The sequence below is a fragment of the Alterluteimonas muca genome (assembly GCF_021191595.1).
Classification (GTDB): domain Bacteria; phylum Pseudomonadota; class Gammaproteobacteria; order Xanthomonadales; family Xanthomonadaceae; genus Luteimonas; species Luteimonas muca.
Window position 1 is genome coordinate 16010 of sequence record NZ_JAIWPS010000014.1, and the last position, 18561, is coordinate 34570.

General features: G+C 71.3%; 17 protein-coding genes. 5 read left to right on the top strand and 12 right to left on the bottom strand.

Annotation, left to right across the window (positions count from 1 at the left end; genetic code table 11):
- Nucleotides 1-54: 54 nt before the first annotated feature.
- Both LDO11_RS14335 and LDO11_RS14340 read right to left on the bottom strand, forming a co-directional pair.
- A complete protein-coding gene (locus LDO11_RS14335) occupies nucleotides 55-663 on the bottom strand; it encodes a pseudouridine synthase (RefSeq protein ID WP_232142137.1) in 609 nt (202 codons plus the stop codon).
- A gap of 53 nt (nucleotides 664-716) precedes the next feature.
- Nucleotides 717-1568 (bottom strand): class I SAM-dependent methyltransferase, encoded by an 852-nt coding sequence (locus LDO11_RS14340; protein ID WP_343226136.1) that lies wholly within the window; start codon nucleotides 1566-1568, stop codon nucleotides 717-719.
- 137 nt (nucleotides 1569-1705) lie between these two features.
- Here LDO11_RS14340 and LDO11_RS14345 point away from each other — a divergent pair, with 137 nt between their 5' ends.
- From LDO11_RS14345 to LDO11_RS14355, 3 genes are all read left to right on the top strand, one after another.
- Nucleotides 1706-2671 carry an aldo/keto reductase gene (locus LDO11_RS14345; protein WP_232142138.1) on the top strand — a complete coding sequence of 322 codons (966 nt, stop codon included), beginning with the start codon at nucleotides 1706-1708 and terminating at the stop codon, nucleotides 2669-2671.
- Between the two features lie 4 nt (nucleotides 2672-2675).
- The gene (gene curA, locus LDO11_RS14350) at nucleotides 2676-3704 is read left to right on the top strand and encodes an NADPH-dependent curcumin/dihydrocurcumin reductase (RefSeq protein ID WP_232142139.1); all 1029 of its coding nucleotides are present in this window, start codon (nucleotides 2676-2678) and stop codon (nucleotides 3702-3704) included.
- Between the two features lie 109 nt (nucleotides 3705-3813).
- Nucleotides 3814-4167 carry a hypothetical protein gene (locus tag LDO11_RS14355; protein WP_129137094.1) on the top strand — a complete coding sequence of 118 codons (354 nt, stop codon included), beginning with the start codon at nucleotides 3814-3816 and terminating at the stop codon, nucleotides 4165-4167.
- 307 nt (nucleotides 4168-4474) lie between these two features.
- Here the strand turns inward: LDO11_RS14355 and LDO11_RS14360 are convergent, their stop codons facing one another.
- From LDO11_RS14360 to LDO11_RS14385, 6 genes are all read right to left on the bottom strand, one after another.
- On the bottom strand, nucleotides 4475-6703 hold the full coding sequence (locus tag LDO11_RS14360) for an NADP-dependent isocitrate dehydrogenase (RefSeq protein ID WP_232142140.1): 2229 nt from the start codon (nucleotides 6701-6703) through the stop codon (nucleotides 4475-4477).
- Nucleotides 6704-7291: 588 nt separating this feature from the next.
- Nucleotides 7292-8257, bottom strand: coding sequence for a 2-dehydropantoate 2-reductase (gene panE / locus LDO11_RS14365; RefSeq protein ID WP_232142141.1), 966 nt, complete (start codon nucleotides 8255-8257; stop codon nucleotides 7292-7294).
- Nucleotides 8258-8338: 81 nt separating this feature from the next.
- A complete protein-coding gene (locus tag LDO11_RS14370) occupies nucleotides 8339-8866 on the bottom strand; it encodes a hypothetical protein (protein WP_232142142.1) in 528 nt (175 codons plus the stop codon).
- Nucleotides 8867-8905: 39 nt separating this feature from the next.
- Nucleotides 8906-9283 (bottom strand): LysM peptidoglycan-binding domain-containing protein, encoded by a 378-nt coding sequence (locus LDO11_RS14375; protein WP_232142143.1) that lies wholly within the window; start codon nucleotides 9281-9283, stop codon nucleotides 8906-8908.
- Nucleotides 9284-9360: 77 nt separating this feature from the next.
- Nucleotides 9361-10179 (bottom strand): NADPH-dependent 7-cyano-7-deazaguanine reductase QueF, encoded by an 819-nt coding sequence (gene queF / locus LDO11_RS14380; RefSeq protein ID WP_232142144.1) that lies wholly within the window; start codon nucleotides 10177-10179, stop codon nucleotides 9361-9363.
- Nucleotides 10180-10246: 67 nt separating this feature from the next.
- The gene (locus LDO11_RS14385) at nucleotides 10247-11566 is read right to left on the bottom strand and encodes an amidohydrolase (protein ID WP_232142145.1); all 1320 of its coding nucleotides are present in this window, start codon (nucleotides 11564-11566) and stop codon (nucleotides 10247-10249) included.
- Between the two features lie 431 nt (nucleotides 11567-11997).
- Between LDO11_RS14385 and LDO11_RS14390 the strand changes: the two genes are divergently transcribed.
- Nucleotides 11998-12423 (top strand): DUF2231 domain-containing protein, encoded by a 426-nt coding sequence (locus LDO11_RS14390; RefSeq protein WP_232142146.1) that lies wholly within the window; start codon nucleotides 11998-12000, stop codon nucleotides 12421-12423.
- Entirely contained in the window at nucleotides 12420-13823 is a 1404-nt protein-coding gene (locus LDO11_RS14395; protein ID WP_232142147.1) for a PQQ-dependent sugar dehydrogenase, read from the top strand. The genes LDO11_RS14390 and LDO11_RS14395 overlap by 4 nt, the downstream gene beginning before the upstream one ends.
- 683 nt (nucleotides 13824-14506) lie before the next feature.
- Here LDO11_RS14395 and LDO11_RS14400 read toward each other — a convergent pair.
- The 4 genes from LDO11_RS14400 to LDO11_RS14415 are packed head-to-tail and all read right to left on the bottom strand — an operon-like array spanning nucleotide 14507 to nucleotide 18537.
- On the bottom strand, nucleotides 14507-15163 hold the full coding sequence (locus LDO11_RS14400; RefSeq protein WP_232142148.1) for a DUF2894 domain-containing protein: 657 nt from the start codon (nucleotides 15161-15163) through the stop codon (nucleotides 14507-14509).
- Nucleotides 15153-15794: an OmpA family protein gene (locus tag LDO11_RS14405; protein WP_232142149.1), complete on the bottom strand. Its 642-nt coding sequence runs from the start codon at nucleotides 15792-15794 to the stop codon at nucleotides 15153-15155. Before LDO11_RS14405 ends, LDO11_RS14400 begins: the two co-directional genes overlap by 11 nt.
- Nucleotides 15791-17878 (bottom strand): DUF802 domain-containing protein, encoded by a 2088-nt coding sequence (locus tag LDO11_RS14410; protein WP_232142150.1) that lies wholly within the window; start codon nucleotides 17876-17878, stop codon nucleotides 15791-15793. The genes LDO11_RS14405 and LDO11_RS14410 overlap by 4 nt, the downstream gene beginning before the upstream one ends.
- On the bottom strand, nucleotides 17875-18537 hold the full coding sequence (locus LDO11_RS14415; RefSeq protein WP_232142151.1) for a DUF3348 family protein: 663 nt from the start codon (nucleotides 18535-18537) through the stop codon (nucleotides 17875-17877). Before LDO11_RS14415 ends, LDO11_RS14410 begins: the two co-directional genes overlap by 4 nt.
- Nucleotides 18538-18561: the final 24 nt, after the last annotated feature.

Sequence of the window (18561 nt, forward strand, 5' to 3'; positions counted from 1 at the left end):
GTCCGACAAGCCTGAATAGGAAGCTGCGAAGGTAGCAGAACCCGGTGGAACGGACTACGTGGCGCGGTGCGGTCGCGTGCTCCGGCCGCGTGGTTGTCTGAAGCGTTCAGCGGGATCATCGGCGACCGGCAGCTCGCGCCACTGCCCGGGTGCGAGATCCCCGAGGCTCCATGGTCCGATCGCCACCCGCACCAGCCGCAGCGTCGGCAGGCCCACCGCCGCGGTCATCCGCCGCACCTGGCGGTTGCGGCCCTCGCGCAGGATCACCTCGATCCAGCTGTCGGGAACCGACTTGCGGAAACGCACCGGCGGGTCGCGCGGCCATAGCGACGGCGGTTCCGGCAGCCGGCGTACCTGCGGCGGAAGGGTCGGGCCATCGTTGAGCAGCGGCCCGGCACGCAGTGCATCCAGCCGCGCCTCGTCGGCTTCACCCTCGACCTGCACCTGGTACACCTTCGGCAGCTTGTGGCGCGGGTCGCTGATGCGATGCACGAGGGCGCCATCGTCGGTGAGCAGCAGCAGGCCTTCGCTGTCGTGGTCGAGACGGCCGGCCGGGTACACGCCGGCCGGCAGTCCGAAGCCGGCCAGCGTCGGCCGCGGCGGCATGCTGCGGTCGGTGAACTGGCACAGCACGCCGTATGGCTTGTTGAAAGCAACGAGCATGTGGTGTGACTGCCGGCCCCCGGTGGCCGCGTCTCGGCCGCCGGGGCGGCGCGTCAGTCCTTGATGAAGCGCAGCGTCATCCGGTCACTCTCGCCGATCGCGCGGTACTTCGCGGCGTCGGCATCCTCGTGGCGGTTGGTCGGAGGCAGCGTCCACACGCCGTTGGGGTGGTCCCGGGTGTCGGCGGGATTGGCGTTGATGTCGCTGCGGGCATCGAGGCGGAAGCCCGCGGCCTCGGCCAGTGCGATCACCGTCTGCTCGGCGACATAGCCGGAACGGTCGTCGGCCGGCAGTTCGCGCCCGGCACGGTGCTCGACCACGCCGAGCACGCCACCGTCCTTCAGCACCCTGTGGAAGCCCTCGAACATCGCCTGGGCGTTGCCGGCCGACAGCCAGTTGTGGACGTTGCGGAACGTCAGCACCGCGTCGGCCGAGGCATCCGGGCCGAAGCGCGGCGCCTTCGGGTCGTAGCCGTGGATGGTCGCGCGGTCGAAGACCGTGGCCGGCTGGCGCTCGGCCAGCGCGCGGCGGGCGCGCTCGGCGGCCTCGCGGCGCTCGGGCGCCACCGTGGCCGGGTCGACGATCGCGCCCACGTAGCGGCCCTGGTCACGCAGGTAGGGCGCCAGCAGTTCCATGTACCAGCCGCCGCCGGGCGCGATCTCCACCACGGTCATGTCCGGGCGGATGCCGAAGAACGCCAGCGTTTCCTTCGGGTGGCGCGCGCTGTCGCGGGCGACGAATTCCGGGGTGCGCCAGTTGCCGGCGATCACCCGCTCGAGCGCGGCTGCGCTGTCGGCACGCGCGGTGGTGGCCGGCGTGGTCGCCGGGTCTGCGGTGACGGCGGCGCCCGTGCCACAGGCGGCGAGCAGTGCGGGCAACAGCGCGGCGGAGAGCATCGGCTTCATCGGCGTTTCCGGATCGGGGACAGGCCGCAGAGGTTACCCGCGCACGCGCCGGGCCACACGCTGCGGCCGCGCGCCTTCGCGACCCGGCAACCGGTTCCGCGCTAGGGTCCGGGTTTTCGACCGCAAGGAGCCTGCGCATGACCGCACCCCGTGACCTGCGCCCGCTGGGCCGTTCCGGCCTGCACATCCGCCCGTTCGCGTTCGGCGGCAACGTGTTCGGCTGGAGCGCGGATGAAGCCACCACGTTCGCCCTGCTCGACGCATTCATCGCCGGCGGCTTCGGCTTCATCGACACCGCCGATGCCTACCCGGCCTGGGTACCCGGCAACCGCGGCGGCGAGTCCGAGACCCTGATCGGCCGCTGGCTGGCGCGCAGCGGTCGCCGCGACGACGTGGTCATCGCCACCAAGGTCGCGAAGTGGAGCGAACGGCCGGGACTGTCACCCGACAACATCGCGCGCGCCGCCGACGACTCGCTGCGGCGGCTGGGCATCGACACCATCGACGTCTACTTCGCCCACGAGGATGATCCGGGCGTGCCGATCGAGGATGTGCTGGGCGCGTTCTCGCGGCTGATCGAACAGGGCAAGGTGCGCACCATCGGTGCGTCCAACTTCAGCGCCGTGCGCCTGGGCGAGGCGCTCGACATCGCCGAGCGCCATGGGCTGCCGCGCTACGAGGTGCTGCAGCCGGAATACAACCTCTACGACCGTATCGGCTACGAGGCGGAACTTGAACCGATGGCGCTCGAGCGCGGGCTGGGCGTGGTGAGCTACTACTCGCTGGCCAGCGGCTTTCTGAGCGGCAAGTACCGCAGCCCGGCGGACGCCGTGCGCAGCAGTGCGCGCGGCAGCACCGTGGTGGGGAAGTACCTCAACCCGCGCGGCGAACGCATCCTCTCGACGCTCGACAGCATTGCCGCCACCCATCGCGCCACCGCGGCGCAGGTCGCGCTGGCCTGGCTGACCGCGCGGCCCTCGATCACCGCGCCGATCGCCAGTGCCACCACCACCGCGCAGCTCGACGAACTGCTCGGTGCCGCGACGTTGCCGCTGTCGCCCGCCGACATCGCCGCACTCGATGCGGCCAGCTCGAGCGAGTGACGCCATGAGCCATGCCGTGCACAACCGCCGCATCGTGCTCGCCGCACGCCCGAAGGGTGAACCCGTCGACGGCGACTTCCGCCTCGTCGACGAGGTGCTGCCGCTGCCGCGCAAGGGCCAGGTGCTGCTGCGCAACCACTGGCTGTCGCTGGATCCGTACATGCGCGGCCGCATGAACGCCGGCGGCTCCTACGCTCCGGGGCTGGAGATCGGCGAAACCCTCGGCGGCGCCACCGTGGCGCAGGTGGTCGAGTCGATGCACCCGGAATGGAACCCGGGCGACTGGGTACTGGCCTATGGCGGCTGGCAGGACTACGCGGTCGCCGATGGCGGCAGCCTCAGCCGCAAGCTGGATCCCACCGCGCTGCCGCTGACCACCGCGCTGGGCGTCTACGGCATGCCCGGCTTCACCGCGTATGCCGGGCTGCAGGAGATCGGCCGGCCGAAACCCGGCGAGACGCTGGTGGTTGCCGCGGCCAGCGGCCCGGTGGGCGCCACCGTCGGCCAGATCGCGAAACTGCGCGGTGCGCGCGTGGTCGGCATCGCCGGCGGCGAGCGCAAGGTGGCGCATGTGCGCGACGAACTCGGCTTCGACGTCGCCCTCGACCACCGCGCACCGGACTTCGCGGAGCAGCTGGCGGCGGCGGTGCCCGACGGCATCGACGTCTATTTCGAGAACGTCGGCGGCAAGGTGCTCGAGGCGGTCATGCCGCTGCTCAACGACTTCGCGCGCATCCCGGTGTGCGGGCTGGTGGCGCACTACAACGACACCGCGCCGCCGCCGGGCCCGGACCGCCTGCCGCAGGCGATGGGGCTGATCCTGTCGCGGCACCTGACCGTACGCGGTTTCATCCAGAGTGATTTCGCCGCGTTGTATCCGGAGTTCCTGCGCGAGATGGGGGCGTGGCTGCGCGAGGACCGCATCGCCTACCGCGAGGACGTGGTCGACGGACTGGAACACGCGCCGCAGGGCCTGATCGGCCTGCTGCGCGGGGACAACTTCGGCAAGCGGCTGGTACGGATCGTGCCGTGACCGCGACGGCGCCGGCCGTCGCGGTGGTGACGCCGGTTCTTGCCCGGCGGCCGCCGCCGACGTAGCGTTTCGCCGTCAGCACCTCCCCCGTGCAGCGCCTGCCACCCCGATGAGCCCGACCGCCGACCTCGATGCGTGCACCCGCGTCGCCGTGGAATTCGCGACCAAGCTGATCCACGGCAAGTACGCCGGCGCGCACCTGCTGCTGTCTTCCGATGCCCGCGACGACTGGCCGCCGTCAGCGCTGCGCGAGGCCTACCAGGACCTCGTCGACTGGGTGGGCCCGGCGCCGGACCGCATCGAGGTCGCGCGTACCGTGCGCGACTGGGAATTGCGCGAGGACGGCGATCTCGGTGCCGTCTACCTGCTGCTGCACGGCGGCGAAACCGAGGGCATGACGGTCACCGTGGCGCGCGAGGCCGAGCGCCCGGTGGTGCGCGAGATCGACTGGGGCCGGGCGTAGACGGCAGGTTTCAGCCTTCTTGGCCCTGCTCCACCAATGGGGTGCGGCTGCGTCGGGCGGGGTCTGGCGGGCGTGCCGGCGGTCTGCGCGTGGATCCCGTCCGCGCAAGCCGGGAACGCGCGGATGCTCCGTGGTTCGCGGCGGATACGCCAGTAATGCCGCCATGGCGGCTGCAGGCGATGCGGTGACGGCGCCACCATCTGGCGGGCATCCAGCAGCAGCTCGGCGCGGGTGACCCGGAGCCTGCGCCCGTGAACGAAAGAACCCCGCCGTGGCGGGGTTCGTTTCGACGACTCCGCTGCGGACGTCAGCCTTCGAACTGCGCGAGCGCGGCGTTGAAGGTCGCGCTCGGCCGCATCGCGGCGGCGACCCTGTCCAGGTCCGGGTGGTAGTAGCCACCGATGTCGACCGCACTGCCCTGCGCGCCGGCAAGTTCGCCAAGGATCGCCTGTTCGGCGTCGGCGAGCGCCCGTGCCAGCGGCGCGAACCGGGTCTTCAGTTCCGCGTCCTCGTCCTGTGCAGCCAGGGCCTGCGCCCAGTACAGCGCCAGGTAGTAGTGGCTGCCGCGGTTGTCGAGCTGGCCGAGCTTGCGCGCCGGCGAGCGGTCGTTGTCGAGGATCTGGCCGTTGGCCGCATCCAGCGCCCGTGCCAGCACCTTCGCGCGCGCATTGCCCTGGGTCTCGCCGAGGTGCTCGAGCGAGGCGGCCAGCGCGAGGAACTCGCCCAGCGAATCCCAGCGCAGGTAGTTCTCGGCGGTGAACTGCTGCACGTGCTTGGGCGCGGAGCCGCCGGCACCGGTCTCGAACAGCCCGCCGCCGGCCATCAGCGGCACCACCGACAGCATCTTCGCGCTGGTGCCCAGCTCCATGATCGGGAAGAGGTCGGTGAGGTAGTCGCGCAGCACGTTGCCGGTCACCGAGATGGTGTCCTCGCCGCGGCGGATGCGCGCCAGCGACTCCGCCATCGCCTCCACCGGCGGCAGGATGCGGATGTCCAGCCCGCTGGTGTCGTGGTCGGCGAGGTAACGCTCGACCTTGCTGATCAGCTGCGCATCGTGCGCGCGCTGCGGGTCGAGCCAGAAGATCGCCGGCGTGCCGGACAGGCGCGCGCGGGTCACCGCCAGCTTCACCCAGTCCTGGATCGGCGCGTCCTTGGTCTGGCACATGCGCCAGATGTCGCCGGCTTCCACCGCGTGTTCGAACACCACGTTGCCGTTCTGGTCGGTGACGCGCACGGTGCCGTCGGCCGGGATCTGGAAGGTCTTGTCGTGGCTGCCGTATTCCTCGGCCTTCTGCGCCATCAGACCGACATTGGGCACGCTGCCCATGGTGGCCGGATCGAATGCGCCGTTGGCCTTGCAGTCGGCGATCACCGCCTGGTAGATGCCGGCGTAGCTGCGGTCGGGGATCACCGCCTTGGTGTCCTGCAGCTCGCCGTTTGCATTCCACATGCGGCCGGAGTCCCGGATCATCGCCGGCATCGAGGCATCCACGATGACGTCGCTGGGCACGTGGAGGTTGGTGATGCCCTTGTCGGAGTTCACCATCGCCAGGCCCGGGCGCTGTGCGTACAGCGCATCGATGTCGGCGCGGATCGCCGCCTGCTGGTCGTCGGGCAGCGAGGCGATGCTCGAATACAGGTCGCCGATGCCGTTGTTGGCATCGAAGCCCGCCTGCGCCAGCGCCTCGGCGTGCTTCGCCAGCACGTCGCCATAGAACGCGTTGACCGCGACGCCGAACATGATCGGGTCGGAGACCTTCATCATCGTGGCCTTGAGGTGCAGCGAGAACAGCACGCCCTGCGCGCGCGCATCCTCGATCTCGCGGGCGATGAACTCCGACAGCGCGCGGCGGCTCATCACCGCGGCATCGACGACCTCCCCGGCCTGCACCTTCACCGCGTCCCTGAGCACCGTGGCGGTGCCGTCGGCGGCGACCAGTTCGATTTTCAGCGCACCGGCGGCAGCGATCGTCGCGGAACGCTCGCTGCCGTAGAAATCGCCGGCGTCCATATGCGCCACGTGCGACTTCGAATCACTGCTCCACTTGCCCATGCGGTGCGGATGCTTGCGTGCGTACGCCTTCACCGAAGCCGGCGCGCGACGGTCGGAATTGCCCTCGCGCAGCACCGGGTTCACCGCGCTGCCCTTGACCCGGTCGTAGCGCGCCTTGGTGTCGCGCCCGGCGTCGTCGGAAGGCTCGTCCGGGTAGTCCGGCAGGTCGAAACCCTGGGCCTGCAGTTCGCGGATCGCGGCCTTGAGCTGCGGCACCGAGGCGCTGATGTTGGGCAGCTTGATGATGTTGGCTTCCGGGGTCTTCGCCAGCTCGCCCAGTTCGGCGAGGTCGTCGGCCACGGCGGCATCGCCCAGGCGTTCCGGGAACTGCGCCAGGATCCGCGCGGCCAGCGAGATGTCGCGGGTCTCCACCGTGATCCCGGCCGGGGCGGTGAACGCTTTCACGATCGGCAGCAGCGACTGCGTGGCCAGGAACGGGGCTTCGTCGGTCAGCGTGTAGAGGATCTTCGGCGTGCTGGACATGGGCGGATCTCGCTTGTTCGGAGGCGCATCGGCGCCGCAGGGGCCGGCAGGCTCTCCGGTCGGAGCAGCCGCGGCGGGGCGCGGCGATGCCGCGCGTGGTCGGGCATTGTCGCGCGTTTGCCGGAGGCGGGGAAACGCACGGCGGCGCAGGTACGGGTTTGCGCCGACCCGCGAATGCGGTGATTGGCGACGACTCCTGTAGGACTTTTCCTACATGGCGACGGGCGGGTTACCGACAGCCACTGCAGGCACGCAGGGTCACACTTGCGTCACGCCTCGGCGGCACGGCTCATGCAGAAGCATGGAACGCAGCTCCGCAAGGGAACACGGGCCGCCATCTGAGCAGTGGGGACATCTGCCGGGCCGGGGCGCTTTCTTCGATATGTGCACGGATACGCGCTGCGAGCTGTCGGCATCCCGACAGCTGCGCGCATCCGGACGCACTCCGCACCTGCGCAAGTCACGCACGGATCCTGACCGTCCCGCGCTGCCCGGCGTCGCGGGCCTGCAAGCGTCCGCAGCCAGGCTCCCGCACCGTGCCGCGTCCATCCCGTATCGCGCTGCCCCATCTGGCGCCGTCGGCGACGCTCAGCCCCTGCGCAGTCGCTCGTAGGCCTGCAGGTGGCAGTACGCGGCCGCCAGCAGCGGTGCCGGCGCGCCGGCTGCGCGCACGCGGTCGCGCATGTCGCCGAGGATATGCGCCGCTTCCACCCGGTTGCCGGCTTCCAGGTCATGCAGCATCGAGGCCCTGAGCGGTGAATCCGCGCGGGTCAGCTGGGCGAGCGCGGTGGCGCGCGCGCGTTCGGGCACCGGGTGGCCGGCGGCCGCCGCCGCGACCAGGGTTTCCGCATACAGCGCGGTGATGAATCCGCGGCCGTCCTCGCCGGCCACGATATCGCCGATCGCCGCACGCATCAGGCAGGTCGCGCCGGCAAGGGTTGCCAGGAAGGTGAACTTGATCCACTGCTCGCGGGCGATGTCGTCGGCATGCAGGTGGTCGATGCCGGCCTGCGCGCAGGCATCCGCGAACGCCGCGCAGCGGGCACTGCGGCTGCCGTCGCGCTCGCCGAAGGTGATCGACGCCGCCTGGCTGTGGTGGGCGATGCTGCCGTCTTCGGCCTTGCTGACGCTGATGAAGCACAGGCCGCCGAGCACCTTCTCCGCACCGAAGCGCACATCCAGCAGTGGGTAGTGGCGCAGGCCGTTGAGGATCGGCAACACCGCCGTGCCCGCGCCCACCGCCGGCGCGATCGCGTCGACGGCGCTGTCGAGGTCGTAGGCCTTGCAACTCAGCATCACCAGGTCGTACGGCGCCCGTGCGGCCTCCGCGGCCAGCGCCCCGGCGGTCTGGCAGCGGACCGGCAGGCTGGCATCGCCGAGCGGGCTGCGCAGCCGCAGCCCATGGGCGGCGAGTCCGGCGGCACGTGCGGGCCGCACCAGGAAGGTCACGTCGATGCTCGCCTGTGCGAGCCGCCCGCCGAAATATCCGCCGGTGCCGCCGGCGCCGAGTACCAGGATGCGCACGCCGTGGTCCCGAGGTCCTGGGGATGCCATGGTAGCCGCGCGCCGTGCGCAAAAAGAACGGGCGTGGCCGCAAGTGGCCACGCCCGTCCGGACACCGCGGGGGAGGCGGCGCTACTGCACGGTGAACTGCTGGCTCTGCACCACGTTGCCGTCCAGCGAGATCTCGACCGTGTAGGTGCCGGCCGGCCAGTCTTCCTGGTTGCTGACGCGGAAGTTGGTCACGCCCGGGCCGCTCAGGTTGAGGCGCTGGCTGGTCTCGTCGACCAGTTGGCCGTCCTGGAACGTCCAGCGTGCGCGCACTTCGGTCTCCGCCGGGCTGTCGGCACGCGTGACCACCGAGGCGACGATGGTGCGGTCGCTGCGGGCAAAGGTGGTCTTCGGCTCGGCAACGCGTTCGTTACCGCTGGCCTCGGTGCCCAGCAGCACCTCGCTGACCGTGGCGGACTGCGTTGCCGACGGGGTCGTGGCCGGGTTCGCCGGCTGGGCGACCGGATCGGCCGGCATCGGCGCGCCCACCGGCGGCGTGTCGGCGGCGGGCTGGTCGGCGGCGGGCTGGTCGCGGTTGCAGGCACCGAGCGCTACTGCACAGGCGATGGCGGCAGTCAGTGCCAGCAGGCGGTGGGAACGGGTCTGGGTCATCAGGGTGTCCTCTGCGGGTGGGTCCGGAAGGCGGATGCTTCAGCCGTCATCGCGCGGGCGTGCGGGGATGCGCAGCACCTGGCCCGGCTGGATGAGGTCGGGATCGTCGAGCAGGTCGCGATTGGCCTCGAAGATGTCCTTCCAGTGGTTGGCCGAGCCGTAGTACCGGTTCGAAATGCGCGACAGGTTGTCGCCCCGGGCGACCGTGTGCGAACGCTCGTCGAGCACGTCCTCGGTGGATTCGATCGAGGAGCTGACCTTGCCGAAGTCGGCGCCACGCACCGGGTCCTCGGTGCTGTCGACGCTGCCGCGGACGCCGGAGAAATCCGCCTTGCCGGCCGGGGCGGCGCCGGACCCGGTGCCGGCACCTTTCAGCGACAGCGAGGCCGGATCGGGGGTCTTGCGGGTGTCACTCATGCGGGTCGCTCCAGCGCGGGGAACCGCAGCCTCCCACGGCGCTGGTTAAGACCGGATCGCGCCTGCGTGAATGGGCGTTACTGGCGCAGCTCGCGTCGGACGGGCGGCGGCGGGTGCCCGGGGCTCGCCCGCCATGGATTGATGTCGAGCCCGCCGCGGCGGGTGTAACGCGCCTCCACCGACAGGGCCACGGGGCCGAGCCGCAGGAGGTCCAGGAAGATACCTTCCACGCACTGCTCGTGGAAACCGGCGTGCTCGCGGTAGGAGACGAGGTAGCGCAGCAGCCCGGCCGGGTCGAGCCGCGGTCCGTGCCAGTCGATGCGCACGCTGGCCCAGTCCGGCTGGCCGGTGACCGGGCAGTTGGACTTCAGCAGGTCGGACACCAGTACCTCGCGCACCGGCGCCGGATCGGCGATGGCGAGGTGTGCGGGGTTGGGCGGGCCGTAGTCGTCGATGTCGACCTCGAGCCGGTCCAGGTCGGTGACCACGCCGACCGCGCCATCGAACGGCGGCAGCCCGAAGGTGACTTCGACCGGCGCGCCGGCCACCGCCGCCAGGTCCCCGGCAATCCGCGCCCGCACCGCGTCCGCGCTGTCGAGGCGGGTGCTGTTGAGCGAGTTCAGATAGAGCTTGAGCGACTTCGATTCGACCAGATTGGGCGAATCCGCCGGCACCGACAGCGTGGCGGTGGCGACCACCGGCTTGCCGCGGCGGTCCAGCCAACCCAGCTCGTAGGCGTGCCAGCGGTCGATGCCGGTGAAGGGAAGGGCCGCGTCGCCTGCCAGGCCAAGCGCGGCGCGCGCGGGTGCACGCGGAATGGCGAACAGCAGTGACGGGTCGTAGTGCGCGGGATAGGCGACGCTGCGCCCGAGGCTGGAATCGTGCGGGGATGTCATGCGCGCATTCTAGGCGGCGCCGGCCGCACGCCCGCCAAACGCCGTGCGTCCGTGCGTCCGTGCGCGGTCAGCCGCCGGTGTCGCCCGCGAGGTAGTCGAGGCTGGCCTGCAGCATCGCGCGCAGGCCGAGGTCGAGCGCGGACTCGTCGACGTCGAACTTCGGCGAATGGTTGCTCGGCGCGGTGGCCGGATCGGTGCCGACGGGCGTCGCGCCGACGAAGAAGAACAGCCCCGGCACCTCGCGCGCGTACAGCGAGAAATCCTCCGCGCCCATCACCAGCGGCATGTCGACCACGTTGCCCGCGCCGGCGGCGGCGTCCAGGCTCGGGCGCATGCGCGCGGTCAGGGCCTCGTTGTTGAAGGTGACCGGATTGCCCTCGTCGGCGGGGATCTGCGTCTCCACCGTCGCGCCATTGGCGGCGGCGACGTGCTCGGCAACCGAGGTCAGGCGCCTGAAGACATCCGCGCGCATGTCCTCGTCGAAGGTGCGGATGGTGCCGACCAGCTCCACCGAGTCGGGAATGATGTTGTAGCGGATGCCGCCGTTGATCGCGCCGAAGCTCAGCACCACCGGCTGCGCGCTGATGTCCATCTGCCGGCTGACGATCGCCTGCGACTGGTTGACGATCTGCGCCGCGGCGAGGATCGGATCCACCCCGCCCCACGGCCGCGAGCCATGGGTCTGGCGCCCGATGACCTTCATGCCGAAGCGGTCCGACGCCGCCATCGTCGGTCCGGCGCGCACACCGATCTGGTTGGCGTTGAGGGTGCTGAAGACATGCAGGCCGAACACCGCCCCGGGCTTGAAGTCGGCGAACACGCCTTCCTTGAGCATCAGCCCGGCGCCGCCTTCCTCGCCCTCGGGCGCGCCTTCCTCGGCCGGCTGGAACACGAACAGCACCTCGCCCGCCAGCTGCTCGCGCATGCCCGCCAGCGCCTCGGCCACGCCCATCAGGATCGCGGTGTGGGCGTCGTGGCCGCAGGCATGCATCACGCCCGTGGTCTGGCCGCGGTAGGTGTCGGTGGCGGTCGAGGCGAACGGCAGGCCGGTCTCCTCGGTCACCGGCAGCGCGTCCATGTCGGCCCGCAGTGCCAGGCGCGGGCCGGGTCGCCCGCCCCTGAGCACCGCGGTCACGCCGTGATGGGCGACGCCGGTGCGCGGCTCGAGACCGAGGCTGCGCAGGTGTTCGGCGACTTTCGCCGCGGTGCGCTCCTCGCGGTTGGAGAGCTCGGGGTGCCGGTGGATGTCGCGGCGCCACGCGACCACGCGGTCCTGCAGCGCGGCGGCGGCCTCGGTGACTTCCGCGCGCTGGGTGCCGGCGGCGACGCCACTGGCGGGAAGGGCGGCACAGCAGGCGAACAACAGCGCGGCGGCACGGCTTGGCATGGCGGTCTTCCCGATGGCGTCAGGGCCGGATCGTAGCGTGGTCAGGCGGCCAGGCGGTCCCGGTCGCGTTGCCGTCCGACGCGGCCGGTCCGGGTCATCGGCCTCGGGGCGGGTTCTTTCGCCCAAGCAGCACGCGCACCACGCCGTACAGCACACCGATGCCCAGCCCCAGCCCGATCCACTGCAGCAACGTCATGGCATTTCTCCGCGGGTTCGAACGGGTGGCCCAGCATAGTACGGGCGTCCGCAACCGCGCCGCGCTCACGTCCCCAGCACCGGCGGGACCCATAGAGTGGTCAGTCGAAACTCCGTTTTGCCAAGGCCGGCATCGGCACACACCGTCGACGCCATGCTCAGAATGTGACGGCTAACATGGTTCCGCTGCGTTCTATCCCGCTTCTGCCGCCTTCCGCCCGTTCCGGAGACCTGTCATGACCCCTTCCCGATCACGCCTGTACGCGTACGCGATCCATCCATTGCATGCAGTGATGCTCGCCGGTTCGCTGGCGCTGTGGCTCGGTGCCGCGCTCAGTGACATCGCCTATTTCCGCACCTACGAGATCCAGTGGCAGAACTTCGCCTCCTGGCTGATCGTCGGCGGCCTCGTGTTTTCGGCGGTTGCGGTCCTGTTTTCCCTGTTCGGCCTGCGTGGCGCGGTACGCACGCGCGGCAGCGCCATCTATGCGCTGGTGGTGGTGGCGATGTGGGTGATCGGCTTCTTCAACGCGCTGATGCATGCGCGCGACGCCTGGGCGAGTATGCCCGGCGGCCTGATCATGTCGTTGATCGTTGTGGTACTGGCACTGGTGGCGACCTCCATGGGCTTTCGCACCGTGCGTACGGGAGAACTGAAATGAGCCGCACATCCCTGACCCTCGCCGCAGCGCTGGCCGTGTCCCTGGCCGCCTGCAACCCGGCGCCCGAACCCGAGCTGCAGTACGGCACCAATGTCGACCTGCCCGACCCCAAGCGCGGCCTGATGCCGCAGATGGTCATCGCCGATCCGTCGCCCTGGGGCGACCAGCTGCCGGCGGTGCCGACGGGCTTCGAGGTCCGCGCGATCGCCACCGGCCTGGGCATCCCGCGCCAGACCCTGGTGCTGCCCAACGGCGACATCCTGGTGGCCGAGGGTCGCGGCGGCAACGCGCCGGCGCTCAAGCCCAAGGACATCATCGCCGGCCCGATCAAGGCCAAGGGCACCACCCAGGTGGAGAGCGGCAACCGCCTGACCCTGCTGCGCGATGCCGATGGCGACGGCGAGTACGAGCTGCAGACCGTGTTCGCCGGGAACCTCAATGCGCCATACGGCCTGGCGCTGGTGGGCAGCAACCTGTACGTCGCCAACCAGGACGCGGTGGTGCGATTCGACTACCAGCCAGGCCAGACCAGGGCCAGTGGCGAGCCGGAGCTGCTGACGCCGTTGCCGTCGGAGATCAACCACCACTGGACCAAGGCGATGACGGCCAGCGCCGACGGTCGCTTCCTGTACGTCGGCATCGGCTCGAACTCCAACATCACCGAGCGTGGCATGACCGCCGAGGAGAACCGCGCGATGGTCTGGGAGATCGACGCGGAAACCGGCATGCATCGCCAGTACGCCACCGGCCTGCGCAATCCGACCGCGCTGGCGATCGAGCCCACCACCAGCCAGCTGTGGGCGGTGGTCAACGAACGTGACGAGATCGGCCCCGACCTGGTGCCGGATTACCTCACCTCGGTGCAGGAGGGCGGCTTCTACGGTTGGCCGTGGGCGTACTGGGACGGCCAGGTCGATGACCGCGTGCGCCCGGAGAACCCGGAAAAGGTCGCCGCGACGATCACCCCGGACTACAGCCTGGGCGCGCACGTCGCCTCGCTGGGCGTGGATTTCTCCTCGCCGGTGATGGGGCCGGAGTTCGCCGAGGGTGCCTTCGTCGGCATGCACGGCAGCTGGAACCGCTCGGAGCCGGTCGGCTACAAGGTGGTGTTCGTTCCATTCCGCAACGGCCGCCCGGCCGGTCAGCCGATCGACTTCGCCACCAACTTCCGCGACGACGACGGCACCACCCGCGGCCGCCCGGTGGGCGTGACCGTGGACCCGCGCGGCGCGGTGATCATTGCCGACGACCTGGCCAACATCATCTGGCGGGTCTCGCGCGTGGGTGGCCCGGCTGTGGCCCCGCAGCAGCCCGCGGCACCGGCAACGGCCGATGCCGCGACGGAAGGCGATACCGCGCCCACCGCCGACGCGGCGGCAGCGGTGACCCGCACGCAGTAACCGTTCGCCCGATGGCGGCAGAATCGCAGCGCGGAAGGCATGGCCTCCCGCGCTGTTTTTTTGGTTTTCTCCAGATTCCGTGTCGTGTCGTCGGCTGATTGGTTCCGTGCGTTCGTGGCTTCGATGCGCGCCGTCGCGCGCTCCGGTAAGCAAGTCAACAGCGGTGGCTGCCGGCGGCGCCTGCAACCGACCACGCTCGTGCCTTCGCAGTCCGGCACCGAGGTCAACAGTGGGGCAGCCGAAGTCGTCGACGTCACGACGGTCCATGTTCCTCCGGTTGCTCTTCGTCCCGACACGACGAAAGTCCGGAGCCCGCCGCGGCCGCAGGGGGATGTCCAGAGCCGGCCAAGGATGGCCGGCGGCCGGATGTGGTAGCAGGACGCGGAGATATCCGGCTGGGCATCCCCCTGTGGCCGCGGCGGGCCGCTCGCACCCTCGCCCGACCAGGCTCTGGTTCCGCTCTGGCTCGGCTCGGATCCCGGCTTCCTGCTTTCCGGTGTCCGGCTTCCGGGTTCCGGGCACAAGGCTTCGCGCTGGGATGCACCGCCTCAATCGGGAGATGAACCTTCCCGGCGTCCGCGGCTGGGCCCGGCGCGCCGGGTTGCGCCACGCGTCGGCCCATCCCCGCGCAAGGTGGAGCGGCGCCTGGCGCCTGGCGCGTGGCCGCGCGGCGCGCGCGTGATCTACCTGCGCTTCGCCCGCGACGCGCGGGTGCGCTTCTTCGCCGGGGTCGCGCCCTCGCCGCCCCCCTGGCTACCCCCGTCCGGCATCCGCTCCAGGCTCGACAGCACGTCGAGGTAGGCCATCAGGTGGTGCAGGTACTCGGGCGATTCATCGCGCATCAGCCGCAGCGCGCGCTGCACCAGGTTGGCGGAGTTCAGCGGGCCGGCATCGGTGGCCGCCGGAGCGAGCGCCTCGCGGGTCTGGCCTTCGATGCGCAACCGTGCCCACAGCGCGCGCAGTGGTTGCAGTGCAGGCAGCGCCGGATAGGCGGCACGCGCCGGCAGGCCGTCGACCGCATGTGCATCGCGCCAGCGGGCCTCCTGTTCGAGCGTGGCCAACAGCGGGGCGAACAGCGACGTTCGCGCACTGGGCGCTGCAACATGCCCCGGGGCTGGCTGGCCGGTCGCGCGGTCGTCGTCGATCGCGCCACGCCGCATGCAATGCCTCGGCTCTCCGGCGGGCGATGCTTCGAGTGCGGCGATCCGCTGCTCGAGCGCCGCGCGCACGGCGTCGTCCACAGCGTCCATGCGCCGGCGCAGCGCGGCGATGCGTCCGCGGCGCAGTGCCTGCGCAACGGAGGGCGTGGGCCCCACGCGGGTGGCTGCGTCAGCCGCCATGGGCGCCGGGCTGCTGGCGCGGGACCGGCGCCATCTCGACGCGGCGGTTGCGTGCACGCCCGGCCTCGTCGCTGTTGGATGCGACCGGCTGCTCGGCGCCGAACGCGGCGGCGAACACGGACGACGCCGGCACCCCGTGCTCGACCAGCGCGCGGGTCACGGTGAGCGCGCGCTGCGCCGACAGTTCCCAGTTGTCGGCGAAGCGGCGGTTGTCGCCGCGGATCTGGCGGTCGTCGGTGAAGCCGCTGACCATCAGGATCTCGTCGCGGGTGCCGAGGTAGCCGGCCAGCGGCCGGGCCAGCGTTTCCAGCAGTTCCACGCCTTCGGGCTGCAGGCGGTCGGAATTGAGGGCGAACAGCACGCTGCCGCGGATGCCGATACGGCCGTCGACCAGGGTGATGCGGCCGGCGGCCAGCGGCGCGGCCAGCGCGTGCTCCAGTGCCTTCCGGCGCTGCTCCTCCGCCTGGCGCTGGGCGATCTCCTCCTGCAGCTGCACTTCCAGGTGCAGCTGCACGCCGATCACGCCGACGAGGATCAGCACGAACACGCCCAGCAGCACCGACATCAGGTCGCCGAAGCCCGCCCACACCGGTGCGCCGGCACCGTCGTCGACGTCGATCTCCAGGCTCATGCGCCGGCCCTGTCGCGTACGCCGGGCAGCTGCCGCAGCTCCTCGATGATCTGCTTCTGCGCCAGCACGCTGAGGTCGACCACCTCGCGCGCCTGCGCGACGTAGTAGGCGAGCTGTTCGTCGCTGCGGGTGGCGGCGGCGTCGAGCGTGGCGCCGATGCCGTCGAGCCGTTCCAGCAGGCGCTCGTTGCCGGCACCGAACAGTTCCACCGCCTCGGCAAAGGCCTCGCCGAGACTGGCGACATCCGCCGCGCCGGCGCCTATGCGGGTGGCGGCGGCGTCGAGCCTGCCGGTCTCCTGCCCGACATGCGCGAGGAAGCGGTCGCCGACCCGCTCCAGCAGCCCGGCGCTGGTCGACACCAGCGCGTCGATCGCCTCGCGCTGCTCGACGGAAGCGTGGTTCACCGCGTCGAGCAGGGTGGCCAGCGTGTCCATCAGCTGGCTGCGCTCGGCCAGCATCGCGGTGTCGCGCGCCATGCTGTCGGACAGCTTCTGGCGCAGCTCGGCCACCACCTCCGCGGCCGCGCGCGGCGCCTCGGAGGCTGCCTGCACCAGCGTGGCGATCTCGGCGATGGTGGCGGTGGCGTGCGCCTGCGACTGTTCGCCGATCTGTTGCGCGGTGCGCGCGAGTGCATCGCAGATCGCCTGCTGGCGCTCCGCGGCGTCATCGCCGATGCGCGCCCAGTCCTCGCGCAGCGCGCTGCCGATCGCGCCGAGTTCGCGGTTCCATGCCGCGAGGCGTTCGCCGTCGCCGCTGGCGAGAGCCTCCTGCAGGCGCGTATGCGAGGCGGCGATATCATCCAGCAGCACCTGAGCCCGGGCGCCGAGCTGGTCGCCGGCCGCGACCAGCGCGGCCTGCTGCTGTTCGACCAGTTCCGCATGCTGCGCCTGCTGGCGCTCGAGCGCGGCGTCCCACGCGCGGGTGACGCCCGTGGCGCTGGCGTCCAGTTGCGTGGCGACCGCACCGGCCAGCGCCGCGGCGTGTCCGGTGAAACGCGTACCGACGTCGTCCAGGCGCTCACGGGTGGCGTCGGCCAGCGCGGCCTGGGCGACGCGCTGCTGGTCCAGCGCCTGTTGCCACAGCGTGGTCATCGCACCGGTGCTGGTTTCGCTGCTCGTGGCCAATGCCTGCAGCTGGCGCTCGACAGCGGCGGTCACCGACTCGTGCAGGCGTGCGGTGTCACGGGTCACCGCCTCCATCGTGGTGGCCACCACGGGCTGCAGGGCGTCGCCGAATGCACGCGCGCTGTCGACGGCACTGCGCTGCAGCGACTGCTCCACTGACGCGGCGAGACGTTCATAGGCGGCCGCGGTGCCGGCGTGGAAGCGCTCCTGCTGGGTGGCCTGCTGCGCCTGCGCGGCCTGCGCCTGGCGTTCCAGCGCGGCCATCATCTCCTGCAGACGGTCGACCAGCACGGGCATGGCCGTGGATTGCGCGCGCATCAGCTGCAGTGCCTCGTCGCGCTGCCGCGCACGCGAATGCGGGCGCAGGGTGGTGGCGATCGCGGCATCCAGGTGGCGCACCACCGCGGTGCGTTCGCTGCGGCACAGCGCCGCCAGCAGGCCGAGCATCGCCGATGCGGCGATACCGGCGATCGAGGTGCCGAATGCCACCCCCAGTCCTTCGACCGGCGCGGCCAGCGAATCGCGCACCGCCTGCAGGTCGCTTGCGGTCTGCAAAGCCATGCCGGTGCCGCGCAGGGTCAGCAGCATGCCGAGCAGGGTGCCGAGCATGCCCAGCAGCACCAGCATCCCGACCAGATAGGGCGTCAGCGACGGCACCGGCAGGGGCGCACGGCCCTCTTCCACGCGCAGCCGCACCGCGCCATGCAGGGAGGCATCCAGCGGCGCCAGCCACTCGGCCAGCGTCACCGGTGGGTCGGCGAGGCCTTCGAGCGCGCGCTCGAGGCCGGCGGTGGCCTGGCGGTAGCGGTGCAGTTCCAGTGCGCCGACCAGGTACAGGGCAGCAATCAGCAGGGTGACGGCCAGGGCCAGCGCGTGGCTGCCGACATAGCCGGCGCCGATCCAGCCGATGGCCAGCAGGCCGGTGGCGAACACCGGCCAATGGAGGAGTTGTCTGTTCATGCGTCCACGCGGGAGGGCCGAAGCGCGGCAAGCAGCGCCTCGACGGGTTGGAAACGGAGGTCGAGTTCGGCCAGCAGCACCTGCCGGGCGTCCTCGCGGAACGGGCGATACCAGCCGTGGTCGCCCGCGCCGCGCTGCAGGCGCTCGCAATGCGCGGCCAGCAGCGCCGGCACCGGGGCCAGCAGCGCATGTTCGCGTGGACTCAGCACGCCTTCGAGCACGGCATCGACCGCGGCCAGGCGTGCCTGCCGCGGCGTTTGCCGGGCCAGCCTGTCGCGCAACTGCCCGCGCAGGCGCCCGCTGGCCGCTTGCATCGCGCGCTGCAGCGACTGGCAGTGGCGCAGTACTGCAGCTGCCGCGGCATCACTGCCGGCTTCCACGGTGGGCCAGCCGCGGTCGGCGGTAATCGCCAGGGCGAGATCCCCGCGCACGCGTGCGCAGTCGTCGGCATCGGTCTCCACGGCGCCGTCGTCGTCGTCCGCGACCGCCGGGCCATCGAGCGCGCGCGACAGCGACACCGCGCGTGGCCAGTCCAGCCATTCGCCCAGCCGCGCCGCCGGCGCCTGCACGGGCGGCATGAGCGCCGCTCCCGCGATCCGCGCCAGCAGGCGGGGCAGGGTGGAGGCTGGAACGGCTGCCCCGGGCTGGGCGTCGTGCATGCGGCTGGCCAAAAGACGGCCATT